We start from the raw sequence: 15,634 nt of genomic DNA on the forward strand, positions 1-15,634 counted from the left end.
GGGATTGGCGCGGACCAATCCCTTTTTGTTTGTATTCAATTCTATTTAATCTTATGCCAAGGTTGCCAATTGGCTTTGCGCGTCTGAGATGCCTTTCGCTGCTGCGTCTTCGCCCATGTTTAGCGCTTCTGCGTAAACAAATTCCACATCCGTGATACCAACAAAACCTAATACTGTGCGTAGGTATGGTGTCATGCTGTCAGTTGGTGAGTCTTTATGAAGACCACCACGAGTGGTAACTACGATTGCTTTCTTACCTTCAATCAGACCTTGAACGCCATTTTCTGTGTATTTGAATGTCACGCCGGCACGAGCAATCAAATCAATCCAGTTTTTCAGCTGTGTTGGAATCGTAAAGTTGTACATTGGTGCTGCGATAACCAAAGTATCTGCTGCTTTGATTTCTTCAATTAAGGTATCAGATAGGTCAACCACCGCTTGTTGCTCTTGTGAAAGATCTTCTGTTGCACGAAGTGCTGTCGCAACGGAAAAGTCTAGAACTGGCAGTGGATTTGCAGCTAGGTCACGAACCGTTAGCTTATCTTGGTCTACATTTTTGATGAAGTCTTCAACCAGTTTGTTTGATTGAGAGTAATCGCCAAGGATGCTTGATTTAAGAGCTAGTACACGAGACATATGGATTTCCTTTAATAAGTGCTTTCGGCTATGTGATGCATTATAGGCAATGGTCAGCGACTCAAAACCCGATGGATTTGCTTAAGTTGTTCGAAAAAATTGAATGATTGTTTGAAGCTGCTTTCCGTTATCTTGTTCTAGCCCTTATGTGCTACAATCCGCGCAGTTTTATGTAATGAAAAGAATAGGAAACGCTTTGACTTCGTCACAGCCCCCAAAAAAGAATCCCGCTGAAGAGCAAGCGACACCGTCAAATGGTGCGCAAACTGCCAAAGCGAAGCAGGCTAATGCATCTCAAGCACAAGCTTCTCAGAATGCTACGCCTCAGGCTCAAGTAAATAACGCGGCGTCACTGCGCAAGGCACTTAACCAGTGCATGATGCGTGACCGCTTCCGCTTGAGTAAACGAATCTCTGGTGCGAGCAAAATCAAAAAAGACGCAGCACGTAACGCTGTGTTTGATGAAATCGCATTAGACATCGCCAAATCCATGATGGTTGTGGAGCAACGCAGTAGCTACAAACCAACGATTGAATACCCTGAAATCCTTCCAGTCAGCCAAAAACGCGACGACATTGCGAAAGCGATCGAAGAAAACCAAGTGGTTATCGTTGCGGGTGAGACCGGTTCAGGTAAAACCACTCAGCTACCAAAAATCTGTGCTGAGCTTGGTCGCGGTAAATTCGGTCTGATTGGTCATACTCAGCCTCGTCGTCTTGCGGCGCGTTCGGTTGCGAACCGTATTGCTGAAGAGATGGAAACCAAGCTTGGTGAGTTTGTTGGCTACAAGGTTCGATTCAACGATCAGATCTCTGAAAACACCCAAATCAAATTGATGACGGATGGTATCTTGCTGGCTGAAATTCAGCATGACCGCTTCTTGAATCAATATGACACCATTATTATCGATGAAGCGCACGAGCGCAGCCTTAACATCGATTTCATCTTGGGTTACTTGAAAGAGTTGCTGCCACGTCGTCCTGATCTGAAAGTGATCATCACGTCGGCAACCATCGACCCTGAGCGTTTTTCAAAACACTTCAACAACGCACCAATCATTGAAGTGTCAGGTCGTACTTACCCAGTAGAAACGCGTTACCGCCCACTAAGTGGTGATGACGATAATGATCGTGACCAACTTGAAGGTATCTTCGAAGCGGTAGATGAACTGTGCGATGAAGGTTTAGGTGACATTCTGATCTTCATGAACGGTGAGCGTGAAATCCGTGATACCGCTGATGCACTGTCTAAACGTAACCTGAAGAGCACGGAAATTGTGCCGCTTTACGCGCGTTTGTCGGCGGGTGAGCAGAACAAGATTTTCCAACCTCATGCTGGTCGCCGCATTGTACTGGCAACCAACGTAGCGGAAACCTCGTTGACGGTTCCGGGAATCAAATACGTTATCGACCCGGGTACGGCGCGTATCAGCCGATACAGTTACCGTACTAAGGTTCAGCGTCTTCCAATCGAGCCAGTTTCTCAGGCGAGTGCGAACCAACGTAAAGGTCGTTGTGGTCGTGTGGAAGAGGGTATCTGTATCCGTCTGTACTCAGAGGAAGATTTTGAGTCACGTCCGGAGTTTACCGATCCTGAGATCCTGCGTACCAACCTAGCGTCGGTTATCTTGCAGATGACGGCACTTGGTTTGGGCGATATTCAAGCCTTCCCGTTTGTGGAAGCACCTGACAAACGTAACATTCAAGACGGTGTTCGCTTGTTGGAAGAGCTGGGTGCAATTAACGCAGAAGCGAAGGACCCGAACAAACGCCTAACCAGCATTGGTCGTCAACTTGCACGTCTTCCAATCGACCCACGTTTAGCGCGTATGGTATTGGAATCACCAAAGCAAGGCGCATTGAAAGAAGTGATGATCATCGCGGCTGCATTGTCGATTCAAGACCCGCGCGAGCGTCCAAGTGACAAGCAGCAATCTTCAGATGACAAGCACAAACGCTTCTTCCATGAAGACTCAGATTTTCTGACGTTTGTGAACCTGTGGGACTACATCCAGAAGCAGCAAAAAGCGCTGACGGGTAACCAGTTCCGCAAGCAATGTAAACAAGATTACTTGAACTACTTACGCGTGCGTGAGTGGCAAGATGTGTACTTCCAAATTCACCAGTCGATGCGTGAAATGGAATTCAAACTTAACGATGAGCCTGCGTCTTACCACGGTGTACACAGCTCAATCCTTGTTGGTTTGTTGTCGCACATCGGTATGAAAGACCAAGAGAAGAATGAATACCAAGGCGCGCGTAACGCTCGTTTCCATATCTTCCCTGCATCGGGTCTATTCAAGAAACAACCTAAGTGGATCATGTCTGCTGAACTGGTGGAAACCTCAAAACTTTGGGGCCGTATCATCGCGAAGATTCAACCAGAGTGGATTGAACCGTTAGCGAAGCACCTAATTAAACGCAGCTACAGCGAGCCGCATTGGTCGAAGAAACGTGCAGCAGTTTTGGCGCACGAGAAAGTGATGCTTTACGGTGTGCCAATTGTACCGAAGCGTTTGGTGAACTACGGCAGTATCGATCCTACTGTAAGTCGTGAGCTATTCATTCGTAGCGCGCTAGTGGAAGGCGAGTGGGAAACCAAACACGCGTTCTTTAAGCAAAACCGTAAGCTTCTTCAAGAAGTGGAAGAACTTGAACACAAGTCACGTCGTCGTGACATCTTGGTGGATGACGATGAGCTGTTTGATTTCTACGACCAACGCGTTGGCACTGAAGTGGTCTCTGGCAAACACTTCGATACGTGGTGGAAGAAAGCATCAAAAGACAACAAAGAGCTGCTGAACTTTGAAAAAGAGATGCTGTTCAAAGGCGATGCAAGCCACGTTACTGATTTGGATTACCCGAACTTCTGGTACCAAAACAACCTGAAACTCAAGTTGAGCTACCAGTTTGAACCGGGCGATGATAGTGACGGCGTAACGGTGCATTTGCCGTTGCCGATCTTGAACCAAGTTGAGCCTGCGGGTTTTGACTGGCAGATCCCAGGTTTACGCCATGAGCTTGTGGTGAGTTTGATTAAATCGCTGCCGAAGACCGTGCGTAAGAACTTTGTTCCTGCACCAAACTACGCCGATGCTTTCTTAGCTCGTGCAACGCCGATGGAAGCACCACTACTGGACTCATTAGAGAAAGAGTTGCGTCGAATGACGGGTGTGGAAGTTCTGCGCGAAGATTGGAATATGGATCAAATTCCAGAGCACTTAAAGGTGACTTTCCGCGCGGTTGACCATAGAAATCGCAAGTTGAAGGAAAATAAAGACCTTCATGAATTGAAAGAGAGCTTGAAAGATAAAGTTCAAGAAACCCTTTCAAAAGTAGCGGATGACGACATTGAGCAACAAGGTCTGCACACGTGGAGCTTTGGTGAGCTGCCGAAGGTATACCAACAAAAACGTGGCGGTTACGACGTTAAAGCGTACCCAGCGATTGTTGATTCTAAAGACAGTGTTGAAATCAAACTGTACGAGACCGAATACGAGCAGGTCACGGCAATGCAAGCGGGTCAGCGCCGTCTTATCTTGCTAAACGTGCCGTCGCCAATCAAATACCTGCACTCTAACTTACCAAACAAGTCGAAGTTGGGTCTGTACTTTAACCCTTACGGAAAAGTATTGGATCTGATTGATGACTGTATCGCGTGTGGTGTCGATAAGCTTATTGAAGAGCAGGGCGGTTTGGTTTGGGAGCCAGAGAAGTTTGATGCACTGAAAGAACACGTTCGTGCTGAGCTTGGTGACACGGTGGTGGACATTGCACAGCAAGTGGAAACCATCCTGACGACCGCGTTCAACATCAATAAGAAGTTGAAAGGCAAGATCGATTTCACCATGGCGTTTGCGTTATCGGACATCAAAGCACAAGTCGAAGGATTGATCTTCAAGGGCTTCGCGACAGAGTGTGGCTGGAAACGCCTGCCAGATATTCTGCGTTACATGCGTGCCATTGAGCGTCGTATGGAGAAGCTGCCGATCGATCCAAACAAAGACCGTTTACACATGCTGAAAGTGGAATCAGTGACGAGCGACTACAAAGAGCTGCTCAACAAAATTCCGAAAGGCATGGTGATTCCAGAGAACGTGAAAGAGATTCGTTGGATGATCGAAGAGCTTCGCGTGAGCTTTTTTGCTCAACAATTGGGCACTCCGTACCCAGTTTCTGATAAACGTGTCAAAAATGCGATTGATGCTTGCTAATCGTTCAGTAAAATAGCGGCAGTTTTTTTCTTGTGGGGATTGCTGAGTAATCAATGGTTTGTCCAGTGGCAAGCTCGATTGGTACAGTAATTGCAGCTATTTACCCACAAGTGATTTTAAGTCATAAGGGAGGCAATGGTTCGCCTCCCTTATGTTTGCAGTACCAACCTCTGCTGGTGCAGATGTGGGTAATAATAAAAGAGTAAAGGTTGATGATGAAGAAAACTCTATTGGCAGTGGCACTTCTAAGTGCTTCTTCTGCAGCAATGGCAGATTCATGGATTTATGGTGGTGCTTCTGTAGGTCAGTCTGACTACAAAGGTGAGACTGACACGTCTTACTCTGTACACGTAGGTACAGGTATTCTGCCAATTATCGGTATCGAAGCGGGTGTTACTCAACACGGTGAATTCAAGATCGCTGGTCAAGAAACTAAACTGACTTCTTACTACGCTGCGCTTAAACCAAGCATCGACTTCGGTCCTCTGCATGTTTACGCGAAAGGCGGTATCCACCAGTGGGATAAGAAAGTTTCTGGCGGCAAAGACGACGATGATGTGGATCTAATGTACGGTGTAGGTGCGGAATACTTCATTTTCGGCCCTATGTCTGTTGGCGCAAGCTACATGAACTACACAGCGGGTAAAGACGACATCGGTACGTTCTCTGTAAACGCGACGCTGCACTTCCTATAATCATCGAGCCTCTCGAAGATTTATTTGATAAACACCGGCAACGCGCCGGTGTTTTTTTGTCTGTAAATCACACAAATAGACATTGAACAGAACTTATTCATTTCTTGCTCTTAAAACCAGCCACTTTTTGAATATAGTATTTACCTAGATACATAAGGAACGCGATGCAATTCGCGTGATGTTCCGTTCAGGAATCGAACAGGAAAGGTATAACTATGAAAACAAAACTCTCGTTATTGGCTTTAGCGCTTTGCTCAACGTCTGCGATGGCTGATTCTTGGCTTTATGCTGGTGGTCAAATCGGTCAATCTGACATCGACAGTGAAAGTGATACGACTTACGGTATCCATGTAGGTACGGGGATCTTACCGCTGATCGGTATTGAGGTTGGCTACTTTAACCATGGCCAAGTAGATTTAAATCTTGGTGGCAAAAAAGGTGATGTGGATTTCTCTTCATTCTATCTAGCGGCGAAACCAAGTATCGATTTTGGTCCTCTGCACGTTTACGCGAAGGGGGGTATTAATGCGTTTAATGTCGAATACAATGGTAATTTGAGCAGCTTGGACAAAGACGATGGCGTGTCTTACATGTACGGCGTTGGTGCGGAATATTTCCTGTTAGATAACATTTCTCTCGGTGCAAGTTATCAGGCATTTGGTGTGGATATTGATGGTGATAGTGATACCGTTAGTAGCATCACTGGTAACGTGACGTTCCACTTCTTATAAATAGAAGTGGGTCAGTGAACAGATAATAAAAGAAACGCGCCGTTATTTTGGAAAAAGTAACGGCGCGCTTTTTGATTAATCCTGAATTGGATTAGGTCGACACTGTATGTTGGTTAGAGGAATAAACTTGTCGTCTTTCTCGTAATAAACGCCACATTCCTCATCTCTGAGCTGCAAGGTGTATTGATCGGGCAACTCTGTCTCTGCACCGTTCAATGGCATGTTGTAACTCTCCATCAATTGTCCAGAAACGATCAACAAGTGAGAGCTCGTTTCAAACGTATTGGAAGCAATTTTTGGTGGTACTTGGTTGCCTTGAATCGTCGTAATCGCTCGTTGAATTTCCGTAACGGTGTCGCCTGATGTCTTAATGCTGAGTGCATTGACGGCGTCGCTGTTACTTGACGATGCACACCCCGTCAGCATCAGGCTCATCGTTGCTCCGGTGATCAATGCTTTTGTTCTAGTTAATTTTGACATGAATAGCCTCTTGTCGCAGTGGATCAAGCTGTTGATTTAGTGGAGTGCCACCCAGCATAGGCATAAGGCGAGGTGCTTTTGCTACGGTTGGTGCAGGTGGACAAGTTCCTGTGGTCATGTAGTTTAATGCTGCAGACAACATGCCTTCAGAGCTATTACCTAATGGTTTGGTTAAATCATCCGCAACAACGCAGCCTTCCACTTTGTCATCTATACCAATATTAGACGATACTAGACTTTTTGCTGTAGGTGTAAAGCCATCGGCAAAATCACCAAAGCCCTTAGCGTTCGAGGACTTGAATTGAATCGTGTAATACATGTTGCCGCAGTTTTGTTGTGGGGAGAAACCGTAAGGCTTACCCGTTGTCGTCGTGCCAATTTGAACGACTTCGACATCAATACCGCGAAGGCCGTTGATAAGAAGTTCACTGGAAGACGCGGTGTTATCTGTAGTTAAAACGTAAACGCGTTTCGCACTTAATGTCGGTAGGGCATTGTCAGTCAAGATACCTTTACCCCAATCAATTTCGGTATCGACAAAGTTATAAACGTTATTTCCTACCTCGCCGGAGTTCATGATCTTGTCGTTGTAAATCAGTTCAGCAAACGTGGAGGTGGAATGCGTACCAGCCAGCATGTAGCCAACTTGTGCAGACTGCCAAACTAAGCCACCACCGTTGTAACGCAGATCCATGATAATTTCGTCAACGTTTGCCGCTGATAGTTGGTTAAAGGCGTTAATAAGTGGTTGTTGTGCGGTGACTTCAAACGCGTTGTACTGCATGTAACCGACTTTTGTCGCATCGTTATCGATGATTTTTACATTACGAACTGGGCTTGTCGCTACGTCTGCAGAGGTAAGCGTAACTATTTTAGGCGCACCGTCTACCGTTTCGAATGTGAACGTGAAATCTTTGCCTAGTTCAGGGGAGAAAAGAGTCTTGTTGATGAAGTCAATCTCTGCGCGAGAGGATGTGTTTACAACATCAATATCATTAATTTTTACTAGCTTATCACCACGAGCAACACCGTTAGAAGATGCTGGAGAATCGTCTTCGGTGTAAGAAATGATGACTTCACGTGGCTCAGTACTTTGCACAAACTTCCAGTTAAAACCAAAGCCAGCCACGAGGCCCGCCTGTTGCGACTTCATATAATCGTCGTATGAACGAGTGAAGTGGAATCGGTCTTTATTTTGACCCGAAGCCGTTTTGTAAGGTGTCACAAGAGAATCGAAGTATGCGAGAACAGACGGATAATTACTTGGATTGTTATCGGGAATTTCGTCATACCAAAGGTAGGTGTCATTGCTGAATGCACGCAGGAACATTTTCTCGTGCAACGTTGAACCAGCTTCATCTGGGTACCTTTTTCCTGTGTAAGGATCAATTCCCGTTCTTGCGATACTACATTTGTTAGCAAAACTGCTAGCAGGAACAGAAAAATCTCTAAATTTCCATGTGACAATATCTGTTGGTGTAGTACTCGTTGGGGTATCGCTGGAGCTACCTCCACCTCCACAGCCTTGCAACAATACGATAGGCAGGGTTGCAACCAACGCTAAGTTTCTATACTTCAACATAAATTTCCTTTTATCTGTGATGTTTATAGATTTAGTTGTTTTTGATGAAATCCTTATAATCCACTCGAATGTATAAATTTTAATGATGCTTGTGCAAACAATGAGCATTGTTGTGTGATGGCTATCATACATATTAGAGTAAAAACTCAGTTGTTAGTTTGGTGAAAATTCACACATCATTAATAAATAGTAGGTTAGGTAGTACGTAGTGGCTCAAAAACAGCAGTGGCACAATTATTACGTTAGATGACTTGTCAGAAAGTAAGGAAGAGCACTCACTTTTTATTTTGTAGGTAAAGAGCCGATTTGACCTTTTCGGCTCATACATCGTGATGGCATTAAGAAATTTGGTCGAGCTGATATTGATACTTTTTCTCGAGAGCCTCATTACCCGCCGCGCGTTCGAGCTCAACCATGAGGCGTAAAGAGGGCTTTTTCACGCCATACATTTGATTAAAACGCATGAGTCGAATACGAGCATCAGTGTAATTTCCACTGTCGATTTCGAGCTTAGCAAGCTGAAGGATCGATTTAGGTCTATGAGGGTCGTGGTCTATAGCGCGAGTGAAGTAGTATTTCGCTTTATCTTTATTGTTTGATTTCAGGGCGCAGAATCCGGCATTTTCGTAGCTGGCAGGGATCAGGTAATAGTATGGTTGCTCAATCGCTCGATTAAACATCTTGTCAGCTTGTTTGTATTCGCCTTGCTTGCACAGGAAGGTACCGTAGTTGTTGAGCACGTTACCATTCTTTGAATTCTGTCTTAGAGAACGTTTATACATGTCTTCTGCTTTAGCATCTTCTCCAACGGTTTCGTAATAATGGGCCATTGAGAGCTGAGCTCGGTAATAGCTTGGCGCGTGGGTGAGGGCTTGCTGGAGATTGTCGTGTGCTCTGATCATGCTACCGCTTTCCAAGTAACCTAAGCCTAGAGCGATTCGAGACTCTGCCATTGAGACAGGATCTGCTTTGACGACAGGGCTGTTGCCTTCTTCATTAACGGTTACACACCCCATTAATCCTAATTGACTTGCTAATACCAACGTACTGAGTTTTCCAAACTTCATATCCATGCCCCACATCCCTGATTCACAAGCATGATATGAATTCCGATGCAAAAGCCTAACGAGGATAAAACACTATGCGATCAGGTTGGCAAACTGACGTAAAAAAGCCGCCAGTTGGCGGCTTAGTTCACACTCTAAAATCAGGGAGTTAGTCGTCTTTTGTGAACGCATCCTCGCTGAAATGATCCAGGTCATACGGTGTTTGTTGGTAAACACAGTAGTTAAGCCAGTTAGAAAACAGCAGGTGTCCGTGACTTCGCCAACTTGCGCATGGTGGGTTATCCGGATTGTTATTTGGGTAATAGTTGATTGGAATTGCTGGCTCCATACCTTCACCTAGGTCACGAATATACTCGTTGTGTAATGTGTGTGAGTCGTATTCCGGGTGACCAGTAACAAACACATTCCTTTTGTCTTTTGTTGTTGCCAGGTAGGTACCAGCAACATCAGAAGTCGCGAGGATATCAAGGTCAGTGTGTTCTTCTAAAAACTCAGGCGAAAAATCAGCGTAACGTGAGTGTGGTGCTAGGAAGGTATCATCAAAGCCACGCAAAAGAGGGTGGTATTGATGATGGATCTTGTGATGGTAGACCCCCGATAGCTTCTCTTTACGTGTTTTCTTTGGCAAGTTATACAGCAGCTTCAACCCAGCTTGTGCCGCCCAGCACACGTACAGTGTTGAAGTGACGTGATGTTTTGCCCACTCCATAATGGTTTTTAAGTGGTCCCAATAAATCACATCTTCAAACTGAACCAAACCTAATGGCGCACCTGTAATAATGAGTCCATCGAAGTTTTTACCTTTCACCATCTCAAACTGACGATAAAACGTATCTAGGTGCTCTGTTGGCGTATTCTTACTTGGTCGGTTATCGATTCGTAGCAGCTCCACATTCACTTGAAGAGGGCTGTTAGAAAGTAGGCGCAGAAACTGAGTTTCTGTCTCAATCTTCTTTGGCATCAAATTGAGAATAAGCACTCGCAATGGACGGATTTCCTGACTTGCCGCTCGACTTTCGCTCATCACAAAGATGTTCTCTGTCCTTAATACATCGCTAGCGGGTAACTGATCTGGAATTCTAATTGGCACGGCTTTCTCTCCCTAAGCTTTACTTTTTAGACGTCTATACATCTAAAGCTACCCCAATTGCCTACGGATGTCGATACGAAATGTGACTTTGAACTCGATTTCTTTCCAAATGGCTAGCACATCTAAAGCTTTAATATTTTGACCATATAGCCAGTCAATAAAATATAACACTCATAGATATTTTATTGTCTTCATCTCTTTTATTAGGAAATCATGAAAATAGCGCTGATTTTTAATAATTATAAATATATTTTTTATCTTCGTAATTGTACTTATATTCCAAGAGTTAATCTGATATTTTTCATTGTAAAGATTTGTTACAGTTTTATTTCACTTTTATGGGGCGCCGTGTTTTTTAAAACATATTTAATTGAGTTAATTAACTGAGTTCTATTGAAATAATAAGTTTTATAAATTAGAGTTCATGCACCATTAAACGAGGGTGGTGATTTCGCTGTGCTTTCAAGTGGAAGTCCTAGGTAATCGTTTCTTCGTTCGTGGTTAAGGTATTGTTTTAATTTTGGTTTGTATGGATTTGTATGATGTTGTCTTTAGAGTATTACAGCATGTTGTTTTATTGGGCCTGTAATCTTTAAATCATATCAGTGAATTCTATTAACCTTATTAAAATTAAGATTTATGAGAGTTTCATAAGTCATGTATATTGCCGAATCGATTGAATAATTAATATTAGAATAAAGTTATATTAAGTACCGTATGCATCATTCATTAACTCGTCAGTTGTTAGTGGTAAGGTTTATTAAAGATGGTGGCAAGGATATTAAAAATAATATAACCAACTATCCTTGTTGATGCAGTTAAAAATCATCTTGTTGACGTGGACCTAAAAAAGCCCAGCATTATGCTGGGCTTTTTTTATGTGTGTAATTACCCGAGCGAGCAGTTACCGAAGTGAAAGGTCCAGTTAACAACACGGCAGCGTGAGCCGGTACTTTTCGGTTGCATGGAAAACCCAATCAGCAGGATGTGATTACGGCAAGGTTTCTGAGTACATTTTTGTGTAACGGATACGGTAGCGTTTGAAGACGATTATGAGATCGAGTTAGTATCAATTTTGAGCCCAAATACTAATAAAGAGACTCATCGGCTCGCCAGCACGTCTGTTAGTACGTTGTTTGGATCATCACCGTCAGTGGAGGACATTATGTTTGGCATGTTTAAAAGAAAAGAGACCATTCAGAGCATCGCACATCAGGTGCCTATCGTGTTACTTAGAGAGTTTGGTGATAAGGACGTTTACCTACCGAATGAAGTAGACAAAGCGTTGACTGAACTTGGTCACGATAAACTGAAAGACATGGCGCGTTATCAATACGCTTACGGCATGTTTACGAGCTTGGCGAGTTATGAGCAGTTAGGCTTAACCGAAGAGTTAGGCAATTACGGCTATTTCCAGAGAGAGGTAGGTAAAATGCTGCTTAACACTCCAGAGCCTATCGATATGCACATCTACTTCGAGCTTGCGCAGCAGCATCGTTTTAGTCAGCCCAGTTCTGATGTAGCAGGTGAGACTAGTGTTGTTGATAGCGCGGATGGGGGCTACTAGTGACAGAGCAAACCTTCCAAATTCACTTTCTTGCAGATTTTCCAGAGGAATCTCACGTTATTGCACGCTGGTACTTTGACGAGTGGGCTTATACCGTCCCTGGTGTTACGCCCGCTCAAGTTCATGAAAAAGTCTTGCTTAAGGCCAACAGCCGACACGAATTTCCACTCGCATTTGTTGTTCATGATGAAAACAACAAGCTTGTCGCGACCGCAGAACTTAAGATCAGAGAGAACATTGACTTCCCAGAATACGAACATTGGTTAGGTGGTGTATATGTAGAGGATTCAGCTCGGGGTAAAGGCTATGCTGCGGCGCTAGTGGTCCGTGCTCAAAACCATGTTTCTCAGCTTGGTATTCCCAAACTGTTCCTACAATGCGAACAACATAATGAAGCTTTATATTGGAAATATGGCTTTCGTCCTTTACATCACGCTCTACATAACGGCATTCAAACTACCATTATGGTTTGGCAGTCATCACAGTTAGATTTTTAAATCATCGTTTCTCTCTTTTAGCGCAATTTAAATACCCTATGAGCACCTGGGTGCATATCTTGACGTTGATCAAAAATGTGCCACTTTTTGTCTCGCTTTTATTCAACTTGTTCAATACTCATTTGAAGTTCAGTGTCGAGTTTTGGAATCAAGATCATGGAGAGCGATATGAGAAAGTGTCTCAGCGCGATCACGCTTTTAGGGTTAGTCGCGTGCAGCCTGTCAGATGATATTTACATGGAAGGTAGAACACTTTACTTCAATGGAGAGATAAGTACAGAAAAGGTTAGAGAAGCCATAGAGCTTGCTAATGTTCAGCCGGACGGTGTTGTTGCACTGATGATAGACAGTGATTCTGGCGAATACCGACCAGCCATGGAGCTTGGTCGATGGCTTTACAATAATCAAGTTCATCTCATTGTTAATGGCACGTGTGCGTCTGCTTGTGCTAATTATGTGCTTACTGCTGCGCCAAGTACTTTGGTGATGAAAGGTTCAGAAGTGTTGTGGTTCGGCGGTGCGATGAAAGATGAATGGGACACTGATGGCTTCGACCAAGAAGAACTCGAACAATGGCAGCAGTCACTGACCTTATGGCGACAACATGAAGATGCGTTTTTTGCCTTGGTCGCTGTGAATCCAAAGATCACCATGTTTGGGCACCTAAATAAGCGCGAGAAGTTGCAAAAGGCTGGATGCGATACGAGCAAAGCAGCTTGGATGTACCACATTGATGACATGCAAAAGTTGGGGCTAAATAATATCGTTTATGCGGATCCAGAATCCTTGTTAGCAGCTCGAACGGATACGTCTGCCTGTGTGATTAACTTGGAAGAGACTGACCTTTAATCACGATTATTACGCTGGCGTAAATGTGAGTTGCATCACTTTTTATAGCGCACTAGCGGATTTTGATTATAATGCGGCGCTCAGAGATTCGATATGTCATCGAGTTCAGGTTAATTGAGCGTTGATTGCCTTATGTTCAAAATGCTTGTTTCTATGCCTCCACTGGTTGCTTTATCTATAGCTATCGTGTGTGAGGTGATTGCGACTTCTTCTATTCCTAAGACAGAACAGTTTACCAAAATGATGCCAAGTACAGTGGTTATCATTGGTTATGGTATCGCTTTCTTCCTACTGTCTGTAACAGTAAAAAGTATGCCTGTTGGTATTGTTTATGCGATTTGGAGTGGGGCGGGGATTGTACTTGTAGCAGCTGTCGGTTACTTCCTGTACGGACAAAAGCTCGACCTTGCTGCGCTTGTTGGTATTGGCTTCATCCTCACTGGTGTGATGATTGTGAACTTGCTGTCTAAGACGGTTGGTCACTAACCTAGAAACTTCAAACACAAAAAAGCCGCGATTCGTTCGCGGCTTTTTGCTATCTGATGAGAGGGATGAACTAATTCACCATCACCTCAATCAACTGACCTTGTCGGCGACGTTTGCGGTTTCGGTATATCACGGCTCCAATCGCCGGCAAACTAAAGGCAATGAAACCAAGAATCAATGCATAAGCACCTGTCTGAGCGCTTATACCTGCCGGCACATCGAATGAAACGAAGATGGTCACCAGACAGCTCATCAAACCTAAAGCAGCCACCAACATCATGCCAAACTTGCCGCCAGGCACACGAAATGGACGTTCAATATCCGCATGTTTACGACGTGACACCAAGAAGCTGACGAAGATACAGATGTACATCACCATGTAGAGCTGAGTCATGAGTATGTTCAATAGCCACATGCCTTGGTTTACGTTTGGTACCAAGATAAATACCAAAGAGAGCACGCTGACGATGGCACCTTGCAGGAGTAGCAATGGAACCGGCGCTTGGTTCTTGTTCTCTTTCGATAGAGTCAAAGGCATGAAGTGGTCTTTTGCTGCAACATGTAAGCTCTTGGTCGGAGCAATAATCCAGTTGTTTAGGCTCGCTAAGCTACCAAATACAATTGCTAGAGCGATAACTGGCAGCATGAATGACATGTTCAAATCATCAAAGAAGGCCTTGAACGCCAGTATCACGCCTTCACTCAAGCTTGAATGGTCGCTGGATACCACGGAAGAGATGGAAAGCGAACACGCGGTCAGAGATACCAGAATCAACACGGTGGAAGCGATCAGTGCTTTTGGGTAAGTCTTTTGCGGATTATCGACTTCACTCGCGTAAGAGGTGGTGATCTCAAGCCCAGTTAGGGAAAGCACAACCGCAGTAAAGCCCGCACCAATACCGTCTTGTGAGAAGTCAGGTAACCAGTCAGATGCATGACGAAGTGAAATATGTGATTCGCTTGGGTTGGTATAAGCCCAGTAACCACCTAAACCGATGATCAGCAGGATAGGGAAGATAAGCCCCAAAGTGCCAAAGACGTTGGTAATGAGGGAGGACAAACGCAAACCAAATATGTTGACTAAGGTCAGTGCCCAGAAAATCACGTTAATCATTATCAACATGAAGATATTGTTCTGTGCCAGTTCAGGAAAGAAAGGATACGCGCCCGTCGCAACAATAAAGGAGATGAGCGGCGGGTAGTAGACGATGTTCTCTGCGTACTGATACCACACAGTCGCAAAACCAAAGTTTGGCCCAAGGGTCTCTTTACCCCATAAGTACACACCGCCCTGTTGCGGGTAAGTGGTGCTCAACTCTGCACAAACTAATGCGGTTGGAACGAAGAAGCAAAGACCTGCCAATAAGAAGAAAGAGATGGCGTGACTACCAAATAAGGCGGCACCCGGAATGTTCCTTATGCTGTCGACGGAAGTAACCGTAATCATGATGACAGAAAAGACACTGAGTTTGACGGCGGATTTGGCGATATTGCTCATTCGATACCTTTAATGATCGAGCCACGAGCCTCGGATGGAGAGCCCGCGTGCTACAAGTAAGACGGGCGTATTGTAGGGCTGTGAGAATCTGTGGGTATATAGCCAAAAACGGTATGTATTTACCCAAAAATGAAGCGAAATGCCAATGGTTTATTCGTAATCAATTTAAACGTTTGCTCTGGTTAAAAAACGCAAAATCGATTTAAAAAATGCATATTAAAAACGTGTTTATAGCGAATTGTT

13 protein-coding genes are annotated in these 15,634 nt (G+C 44.4%); 7 read left to right on the forward strand and 6 right to left on the reverse strand.

What is annotated here, in order from left to right:
- Positions 1–51 precede the first annotated feature (51 nt).
- Positions 52–636: an FMN-dependent NADH-azoreductase gene (locus tag GXP65_RS03230; RefSeq protein WP_005433839.1), complete on the reverse strand. Its 585-nt coding sequence runs from the start codon at positions 634–636 to the stop codon at positions 52–54.
- A 196-nt stretch (positions 637–832) separates the two neighbouring features.
- Here GXP65_RS03230 and hrpA point away from each other — a divergent pair, with 196 nt between their 5' ends.
- The 3 genes from hrpA (at position 833) to GXP65_RS03245 (ending at position 6,275) form a co-directional block, all read left to right on the forward strand.
- Positions 833–4,849, forward strand: coding sequence for an ATP-dependent RNA helicase HrpA (gene hrpA / locus GXP65_RS03235; protein ID WP_205455434.1), 4,017 nt, complete (start codon positions 833–835; stop codon positions 4,847–4,849).
- A gap of 215 nt (positions 4,850–5,064) precedes the next feature.
- Positions 5,065–5,544 (forward strand): outer membrane beta-barrel protein, encoded by a 480-nt coding sequence (locus GXP65_RS03240; protein ID WP_010648533.1) that lies wholly within the window; start codon positions 5,065–5,067, stop codon positions 5,542–5,544.
- Positions 5,545–5,759: 215 nt separating this feature from the next.
- Complete coding sequence (locus GXP65_RS03245) at positions 5,760–6,275, forward strand: outer membrane beta-barrel protein (RefSeq protein WP_079402479.1); 516 nt, start codon at positions 5,760–5,762, stop codon at positions 6,273–6,275.
- Between the two features lie 75 nt (positions 6,276–6,350).
- Here GXP65_RS03245 and GXP65_RS03250 read toward each other — a convergent pair whose 3' ends face one another.
- The 4 genes from GXP65_RS03250 to metA all read right to left on the reverse strand — a co-directional run bounded on the left by GXP65_RS03250 (position 6,351) and on the right by metA (position 10,494).
- Positions 6,351–6,755: a hypothetical protein gene (locus GXP65_RS03250; RefSeq protein WP_050914697.1), complete on the reverse strand. Its 405-nt coding sequence runs from the start codon at positions 6,753–6,755 to the stop codon at positions 6,351–6,353.
- The gene (locus GXP65_RS03255) at positions 6,739–8,337 is read right to left on the reverse strand and encodes a S41 family peptidase (RefSeq protein ID WP_162091984.1); all 1,599 of its coding nucleotides are present in this window, start codon (positions 8,335–8,337) and stop codon (positions 6,739–6,741) included. Before GXP65_RS03255 ends, GXP65_RS03250 begins: the two co-directional genes overlap by 17 nt.
- Before the next feature lie 338 nt (positions 8,338–8,675).
- Positions 8,676–9,404, reverse strand: coding sequence for a type IV pilus biogenesis/stability protein PilW (gene pilW / locus GXP65_RS03260; RefSeq protein ID WP_205455437.1), 729 nt, complete (start codon positions 9,402–9,404; stop codon positions 8,676–8,678).
- A gap of 148 nt (positions 9,405–9,552) precedes the next feature.
- A complete protein-coding gene (metA, locus tag GXP65_RS03265) occupies positions 9,553–10,494 on the reverse strand; it encodes a homoserine O-succinyltransferase (RefSeq protein ID WP_005433939.1) in 942 nt (313 codons plus the stop codon).
- Between the two features lie 1,165 nt (positions 10,495–11,659).
- Here metA and GXP65_RS03270 point away from each other — a divergent pair.
- The 4 genes from GXP65_RS03270 (at position 11,660) to GXP65_RS03285 (ending at position 13,893) form a co-directional block, all read left to right on the forward strand.
- The gene (locus GXP65_RS03270) at positions 11,660–12,061 is read left to right on the forward strand and encodes a hypothetical protein (RefSeq protein WP_162091986.1); all 402 of its coding nucleotides are present in this window, start codon (positions 11,660–11,662) and stop codon (positions 12,059–12,061) included.
- Entirely contained in the window at positions 12,061–12,558 is a 498-nt protein-coding gene (locus tag GXP65_RS03275) for a GNAT family N-acetyltransferase (protein ID WP_162091987.1), read from the forward strand. The genes GXP65_RS03270 and GXP65_RS03275 overlap by 1 nt, the downstream gene beginning before the upstream one ends.
- Positions 12,559–12,726: 168 nt before the next feature.
- Positions 12,727–13,407, forward strand: coding sequence for a hypothetical protein (locus tag GXP65_RS03280; RefSeq protein ID WP_228173888.1), 681 nt, complete (start codon positions 12,727–12,729; stop codon positions 13,405–13,407).
- Between the two features lie 132 nt (positions 13,408–13,539).
- Positions 13,540–13,893, forward strand: a complete 354-nt coding sequence (locus GXP65_RS03285; protein WP_005433741.1) for a multidrug efflux SMR transporter — start codon at positions 13,540–13,542, stop codon at positions 13,891–13,893.
- A gap of 70 nt (positions 13,894–13,963) precedes the next feature.
- On the opposite strand, the gene GXP65_RS03290 is transcribed toward GXP65_RS03285, so the two are convergent.
- Positions 13,964–15,391, reverse strand: coding sequence for an APC family permease (locus GXP65_RS03290; protein WP_162091988.1), 1,428 nt, complete (start codon positions 15,389–15,391; stop codon positions 13,964–13,966).
- Positions 15,392–15,634 lie beyond the last annotated feature (243 nt).

The organism is Vibrio sp. LB10LO1 (genome assembly GCF_010092875.1).
Classification (GTDB): Bacteria; Pseudomonadota; Gammaproteobacteria; order Enterobacterales; family Vibrionaceae; genus Vibrio; species Vibrio campbellii.

Excerpts from the sequence above, each read along its gene's own strand:
- GXP65_RS03250 (WP_050914697.1), bottom strand. The coding sequence starts at position 6,755 with ATGTCAAAATTAACTAGAACAAAAGCATTGATCACCGGAGCAACGATG.
- GXP65_RS03230 (WP_005433839.1), bottom strand. The coding sequence starts at position 636 with ATGTCTCGTGTACTAGCTCTTAAATCAAGCATCCTTGGCGATTACTCT.
- GXP65_RS03285 (WP_005433741.1), top strand. The coding sequence starts at position 13,540 with ATGTTCAAAATGCTTGTTTCTATGCCTCCACTGGTTGCTTTATCTATA.
- GXP65_RS03240 (WP_010648533.1), top strand. The coding sequence starts at position 5,065 with ATGAAGAAAACTCTATTGGCAGTGGCACTTCTAAGTGCTTCTTCTGCA.
- GXP65_RS03280 (WP_228173888.1), top strand. The coding sequence starts at position 12,727 with ATGAGAAAGTGTCTCAGCGCGATCACGCTTTTAGGGTTAGTCGCGTGC.
- GXP65_RS03270 (WP_162091986.1), top strand. The coding sequence starts at position 11,660 with ATGTTTGGCATGTTTAAAAGAAAAGAGACCATTCAGAGCATCGCACAT.
- pilW (WP_205455437.1), bottom strand. The coding sequence starts at position 9,404 with ATGAAGTTTGGAAAACTCAGTACGTTGGTATTAGCAAGTCAATTAGGA.
- GXP65_RS03255 (WP_162091984.1), bottom strand. The coding sequence starts at position 8,337 with ATGTTGAAGTATAGAAACTTAGCGTTGGTTGCAACCCTGCCTATCGTA.
- GXP65_RS03290 (WP_162091988.1), bottom strand. The coding sequence starts at position 15,391 with ATGAGCAATATCGCCAAATCCGCCGTCAAACTCAGTGTCTTTTCTGTC.
- GXP65_RS03245 (WP_079402479.1), top strand. The coding sequence starts at position 5,760 with ATGAAAACAAAACTCTCGTTATTGGCTTTAGCGCTTTGCTCAACGTCT.